The sequence below is a fragment of the Cetobacterium sp. ZWU0022 genome (assembly GCF_000800875.1).
Classification (GTDB): domain Bacteria; phylum Fusobacteriota; class Fusobacteriia; order Fusobacteriales; family Fusobacteriaceae; genus Cetobacterium_A.
The window spans coordinates 24,356-30,988 of sequence record NZ_JRJZ01000154.1 but is presented as its reverse complement, the minus strand read 5'-3'; the positions used below and the strand labels follow the sequence as shown (position 1 = coordinate 30,988).

Sequence of the window (6,633 nt, the reverse complement as noted above, 5' to 3'; positions counted from 1 at the left end):
ATCTTTATCCCTTTTCAAAGAACTGGACCTATTTTTCATCTTTAGTTAACAGATTCTTTATTAATATAAAATGGGGGCACTAGTCTCCCCCACATTTTTATACTTTAAAATCTTCTAATTTTTTTCTTCTACTTGGATGTCTTAATTTTCTAAGAGCTTTCACTTCTATTTGTCTGATTCTCTCTCTTGTTACTTTAAATATTTTTCCAACCTCTTCTAAAGTTTTCGGAGCACCATCATTCAATCCATATCTGAAGATTAAAACTTGCTCTTCTCTGCTACTTAAAGTTTTTAAAACATCATTTAATTGCTCTCTAAGTAAAGTTCTATTAGTTAGTTCATATGGATTTTGCATTTTGTTATCCTCTACGAAATCTCCTAATTCACTATCCTCTTCACTTCCAACTGGAGTTTCTAGAGATATAGGATCTTGATTCATTTCTTGGATACTTTTTATTTTGTCAACTTCCATACCTAATCTATCAGCTAAAACTTCTGGAGTAGCATCTTTTCCTGTTTCTTGAAGGTAAATTCTAGCTTCTTTCTTTATTTTATTTATTGTTTCAATCATATGAACTGGTATACGAATTGTTCTTCCTTGATCAGCTATCGCTCTTGTTATAGCTTGTCTAATCCACCAAGTTGCATAAGTTGAGAATTTATATCCTTTACTGTATTCAAATTTTTCTACAGCTTTCATCAATCCAATATTTCCTTCTTGAATTAAATCAAGAAGTTTTAATCCTCTATTTGTATGTTTTTTAGCAATACTTACAACTAGTCTTAAATTCGCTTCTATAAGTTGTTGTTGTGAATATTCGTCACCTTCTAAAGCTGCCTTTGCATATCCTAACTCTTCATCATGAGTTAATAGAGGTATCTGCCCAATCTCTCTTAAATACATTTTTATTGGTTCATCAACTTCCATCTCACCAGTAATGCTGAATAAATCATCATTTACTAAGTCATCTTCACTTACTTCTTCTATATCATCTGGATTGAAATCGAAATCTTCAGAATACTCTTTACCTTTTTCCTCTTCATCATCGTCATCTTCAAGTTCAACAACAGGTCTCTTTATTATTGGAGTTATAATTTTTTTTGCATCTTTTTTATCTTCTTCTTTTCTTTTTGTAACTTCTTGTTTTTTTACATCTGCTTGAGAAACAATTTTAATACCTTGTTCCGTCATTCCATTTATTAAAAACTCTATTCTTTCAGGCGGAAAATCTGAACTTAATTTGCTATTAATCTCTTCATAGCTTATTACTTTATTTTCCATTGCCTTTCTTAATAAAGCTAAAACCTTTTCATTTTTTATAAACTCCTTCATTAGTTGAAGCCTCCTCTATTGAATAAAATTATCTTTCAAAATTTTATGCATTGATATTTTTAAACTCTTGATACAATGCTCGAAGGTCATTGAACTCTATTTGCTGTTTCAATTTATCCTCTATTTTTTTCAACTGAATATGCTTTAAAAGATTTGTTCTCTCTTTTAAAGATTCTTTTAGCTCTAGTATAAACCACGACATAAAAATAATTTGGAATCCTTTTTCTACATCTAATTTATTTGAAAAATCGTCTATAGAAAGTAAGGATATATTTACCAACTCCTTCTCTTCATCTTGGGTTAGATTTCCTGTTAATATTATATCTTTTATTATATTAGTACTTTTTTGGTTATTTTCTAATAAAAATTCAATGTATTCAAATATTTTTCTACCTAAACTACTATTGATTTTTTTATTTCTAAAATCATTAAAATACTCATTTTCAGAAAGAACTAATGCTAAAGTTAATTTCTCTAGATTACATAGACCTTTTTCGTCTAAATCTTTAGTTTCCTCTTTTTTTTCATAAGTATTTTTTACTCTTTTTTTGTTATTAACTACTAAAATCGATTTCAATATATCTATATCTATATTCAATGATTTTGATAGTTTATCCATATATAAACTTTTTTCAAGATCATTTTCTAAGCATTGGAAAAACTCTTTAAATCTATTGATGAAATTCTGCTTAGACATATGATCATCTAAACTATACTCCGCAGAGTATCTATTATATAAATAATCAAAAGCTTCTAAAGACTCTTTAACCACTTTTAAAAAAGCTTCTTTTCCAAACTTTTTTAAATAATCATCCGGATCTTTTGCGTCTTTATAAACTAATACCCTTATATTAAAGCCCTCTGATTTTAAAATCATTATTGCTCTTTCTGTTGCTTTTTGCCCAGCCTCATCCATATCAAAAGATAAAATAACATTGCTAGTATACTTTTTTAATAGCTGTCCTTGCTCTTCTGTTAAAGCTGTCCCTAGTGGTGCTAATGCAACATCAAATCCATATGAATGTGCTGATAATACATCCATATATCCTTCCATCAGTATCGAATAACTCTTCTTTTTTATATTACTTCCTTTTTGAATAAAACCATACAGATTTTTCCCTTTACTGAATATTGGTGTTTCTTGAGAGTTAATATACTTTGGAATCTCTTTACTATCTTCTAGTGATCTTCCTCCAAAAGCTATAACTTTTCCTGCTACTGAATAGATTGGAAATATTATTCTGTTTCTAAACGAATCATATATCCCTTTTTCATTCTCTTTAGCAAGACCCAAATCAAATATTTTTTGTTTTGGAAATCCTTTTATTATAAGATAATCATAAAGACCTGTCCATAAATTAGGAGCATACCCTATCTCATTATCTTTTATAAGTTTTGGATTTATTTTTCTCTTTGATAAATATTCTAAAGCATCTCTTGCTGTATTTTTAAATATCTCTTCTTTGTAATAATTATGAGCTTCTTCCATAATGTCATAATACTCTTTATTTTCATTGACTCTACTATTCCCCACTTTTTTTATTGGAATATTATATTTTTTTGCTAATTCTTCTACTGCTTCAACAAAAGATATTTTTTTATACTCTGAATAGAATTTTATAGGATTTCCACCTGCACCACAAACAAAACATTTACAAATATTTTTGCTTGGACTGACTACAAATGATGGGTTGTTGTCTTGATGAAATGGGCATAATCCTTTATAGTTAGCCCCTGTTTTTTTTAAGTCTACAACCTCTCCTACAACATCTTCAATATGTAATTGTTGTAACAATAAATCAATATCTTCTGATTTATATTTCATTAATATTCTCCCAATCTTTTAAGGTTTTATGAGTAAATAATATTTAAGAGCAAACCGCTCTATCCTAAATTATATTATATTTCTAGTAAATATGCAATTTTTTTTTAATAAAAATAAAGAAAAAGAAGGATTTTAAAAATCCTTCTTTAATTTCTTTAATTTTCTGTAGTTCTTGTGCTTAATTCTATCTCTTTTAATGCTTCTTGAGCCTTAGCATTTATATAATCAGATTTAACTTGTTCCATGAATTCTGAAAGCTCTGCTTTCTTCTCTTCTACTTGAACATCTTTTCTATAAATTATATAATCTTTTTGATCTTTTATAAATCCGATTTTATCTAATTCAGATCCATAAATTGCTTTTGCTAAATCCTCATTATATCCTAATCCTGGAATATACCCTTCTTCTGTTATTCCATCTATCTTTTCAGAGAAAACAATTCCTGCTTCATTTTTCAAATCAGCAAAAGTTATTGTTTTATTAGTTAAATCTGCCACAATTTGAGAAACTTGCTCTAATTTAGACGCCAATGTTTCTTCAGAAGGTTCAGGAATTATTAAAATATGGCTTGCTGTAACTGTTTCATCAGCATCATTTTTTTCTTGAACAAAAATCAAATGATAACCAAATTGAGTTTTTACAACTTCAGGATAAATCTCTCCTGCTTTTCCTGAGAAAGCTGCATCCTCAAACGGTTTTACCATATCTCCCTTTTTAAATGTTCCTAATGATCCTCCAGCTGGTCCACTTGGTCCATCTGAATTTTTTTTAGCCATTTCAGCAAAGTTTTTAGGAGTCAATTTCTTTAATAACTCCTCTGCCTTTACTTTTGCTACTTGATCATCAGCTTCTGTTGCTTCCACTTTTAAAATTGCTATATCAGCATCAGCACTTTTTTGTGTATCGTAGTTTAGTCTATTTTCTTCGAAAAATTCTTTTAAATCATTTTCTGTATATTTAACTTCCGATTTTAATTGAGTATAAAGCTCTTTAACAGAATTTGCAACTTGTAGATCTAAAGGTAATCCCATTTCTGGTTTTATTCCTTTTTCTTCTGAAGCTTTTAAAAGCTTTATCTCAGATTCAATTGAAGTTTTTGCTAACTCTTTTGCACCTTCAACATCCCCTTTTGTCATAGCTAAGCTATTCAAAACTCTCTTTGCATACTCTACATTTGTTACCTTAATTCCATCAAATTCAAACTCTTCTTTCTCTATATAGTTATCGAACGTTTTATCTAAATCCTCTAACTTCATCTCTGATCTTGCTTTTGACATCTCTTTAGCATAGATTTCAGAACCTTTTTGAGCTTTTAATCCCTGCTCAATTTGAGCTTGAACATTTTCTAAAGGCTGACCTTGGAACATTGTATATTTATAATCTGCATAATAATCTGCAATCTCCTCTGGAGTTATCTTTACTTCTGCTCCTATCATATCAGAAACTTTTTGTAAAATTAAGTTTTCTCTAATCTCTTTTTCTAACGTCTTTGTTGTATACCCTTGACTTAAAAGCGCATTTTTGAATTGATCCTTATCTGGGAATGCTGCTTTTATTTGATTCATTTGTTCATCTACTTCTGAACCAGAAACCTTTACTTTAAGTTTATCTCCCATACCTAATAAAAGATTTCTATTTATAACCTCATTAAATGCTATTACATTCATTGTCTCTGGATCTATTGTTGGCCCTAAATATCTTTTATAATTTTCAGACATTATTGCCATAGATCTATGAGCTTCTACCATAGTAACTTTTTTTCCATTTAATTTAAAAGCCAGTTGTGAATTTGCTGAACCGCTTTTAAATGACATAGCATAACCTGCTATTAAACTAATAAAAAAGAATACTGTTACTACCCAGATAACTGGTTTCATATTTTTTCTAAACTTTCTAATTGCCATTTTTTAACCCCTCCGAAAATTTTGTAAAATATTATTTTGTATCTAATCCGTACTTTCTTATTTTCTCATAAAGAGTTGTTCTTCCAATTCCTAAAAGCTTAGAAGTTTCCTGCTTATTCCATCTTGTTTTTTGTAATGCCATAGCTATTACAACTTTTTCAACTTCATCTAAAGCATAGATCTCTTGCTCTAATATATTTTTTAAAGGTCCTACTCCGATTACAGTTTTATTTTCAACTGTATCAGATTTCATTTTAATTTCTAAAGGTAAATCCTCTACATCAATATTTCTATCGTTACATAAAATTACCATTCTTTCAATCATGTTTTTTAACTCTCTAATATTTCCAGGGTATGAATATTCCATTAAATATTTCATAGCATCTCCAGAAATTACAGGAATCTCTCTTCTTAAATCTTTTACTATTTTATTTAAGAAATAGTTTGCTAACATAGGAATATCATCTTTTCTATCTCTTAGAGGTGGAACTTCAATTGGGAAAGCTGTTAATCTATGGTATAAATCTTTTCTGAATTTACCTTTTTCAGTTTCCTCTTTTAAATCTCTATTTGTTGAAACAATAAATCTAACATCTACTCTTCTAGATTTATTTCCTCCAACTCTTCTGAACTCTCCATATTCAATAACTCTTAAAACTTTAGATTGAGCTTTTAAATCCATAGCTGAAATCTCATCTAAGAATACAGTTCCTCCATCAGCCTCTTCTAAAATTCCCTTTTTACTTGTTGTCGCTCCTAAGAAAGCTCCTCTTTCATATCCAAATAACTCTCTTTCGATTAAATCTTCTGGTAATGAAGCACAAGAGATTGTGATGTAGTTTTCTTTTCTTCTATCACTTTTCTTAAATATCTCTTTAGCAATTAACTCTTTTCCTACTCCGTTTTCTCCAGTTATTAAAACTGTTAAATCACTTTCAGCAACCTTCTCGATTAAGTTTTTAACCTCTTTAACTCTTGCAGATTGTCCAATGATTTCATTTTCATCTTCGCTATCTGAAAGTTTCTCTTCTAATTTTCTTTTCTCTTTTACAATTTCTAAGTTTCTTAAAGCTGGTATCATTATTCTGTTCATTTCTTTTACATCTACTGGTTTTAATAAGTAGTTATAAATATCAGCTTCCTTCATTTCTTGAATTAAAGCTTCGTTTTCTTCGTCTAATAATCCGATTACAACAAAGTCCTTTCCTATTCCATTTAATTTTCTTTTCGCTTCTGAGAAGTTAAACCAAGTTAAGTATTCATCTAATAATACCACATCAAAGTCACTCTCTCTTAACATATCTAACGCATCTAACAGGTTATTAAATGTAATTATTTCATAAACTTCTGACAAAGCTTTTCTTACTTGTTTTAACGTTTCTTTTCTTTCTGAAACTACTAATATCGATTTTTTCATTTTTCCTCCTATTTTCTATTTTCGTTAACAATGTATTATAATTGATATTTTGTTATTTTTCAAGACTTTTTTGAAAATTTCTGTTCTAGATTATTTCAAAGAGTTTCACTCTAAACATTAGTTCTAATTTTTAGGCTTTTTTCCTTTTTTTTAC

At 28.9% G+C, this 6,633-nt stretch carries 4 protein-coding genes; all 4 read right to left on the bottom strand.

What is annotated here, in order from left to right; genetic code table 11:
- Positions 1 to 97 precede the first annotated feature (97 nt).
- The 4 genes from rpoD to L988_RS11170 all read right to left on the bottom strand — a co-directional run bounded on the left by rpoD (position 98) and on the right by L988_RS11170 (position 6,479).
- Entirely contained in the window at positions 98 to 1,333 is a 1,236-nt protein-coding gene (rpoD, locus tag L988_RS11185) for an RNA polymerase sigma factor RpoD (RefSeq protein ID WP_047384302.1), read from the bottom strand.
- A 43-nt stretch (positions 1,334 to 1,376) separates the two neighbouring features.
- Positions 1,377 to 3,158 carry a DNA primase gene (gene dnaG / locus L988_RS11180; protein ID WP_047384300.1) on the bottom strand — a complete coding sequence of 594 codons (1,782 nt, stop codon included), beginning with the start codon at positions 3,156 to 3,158 and terminating at the stop codon, positions 1,377 to 1,379.
- Between the two features lie 155 nt (positions 3,159 to 3,313).
- A complete protein-coding gene (locus tag L988_RS11175; RefSeq protein WP_047384298.1) occupies positions 3,314 to 5,062 on the bottom strand; it encodes a peptidylprolyl isomerase in 1,749 nt (582 codons plus the stop codon).
- A gap of 31 nt (positions 5,063 to 5,093) precedes the next feature.
- Positions 5,094 to 6,479, bottom strand: coding sequence for a sigma-54 dependent transcriptional regulator (locus L988_RS11170; RefSeq protein ID WP_047384297.1), 1,386 nt, complete (start codon positions 6,477 to 6,479; stop codon positions 5,094 to 5,096).
- Positions 6,480 to 6,633: the final 154 nt, after the last annotated feature.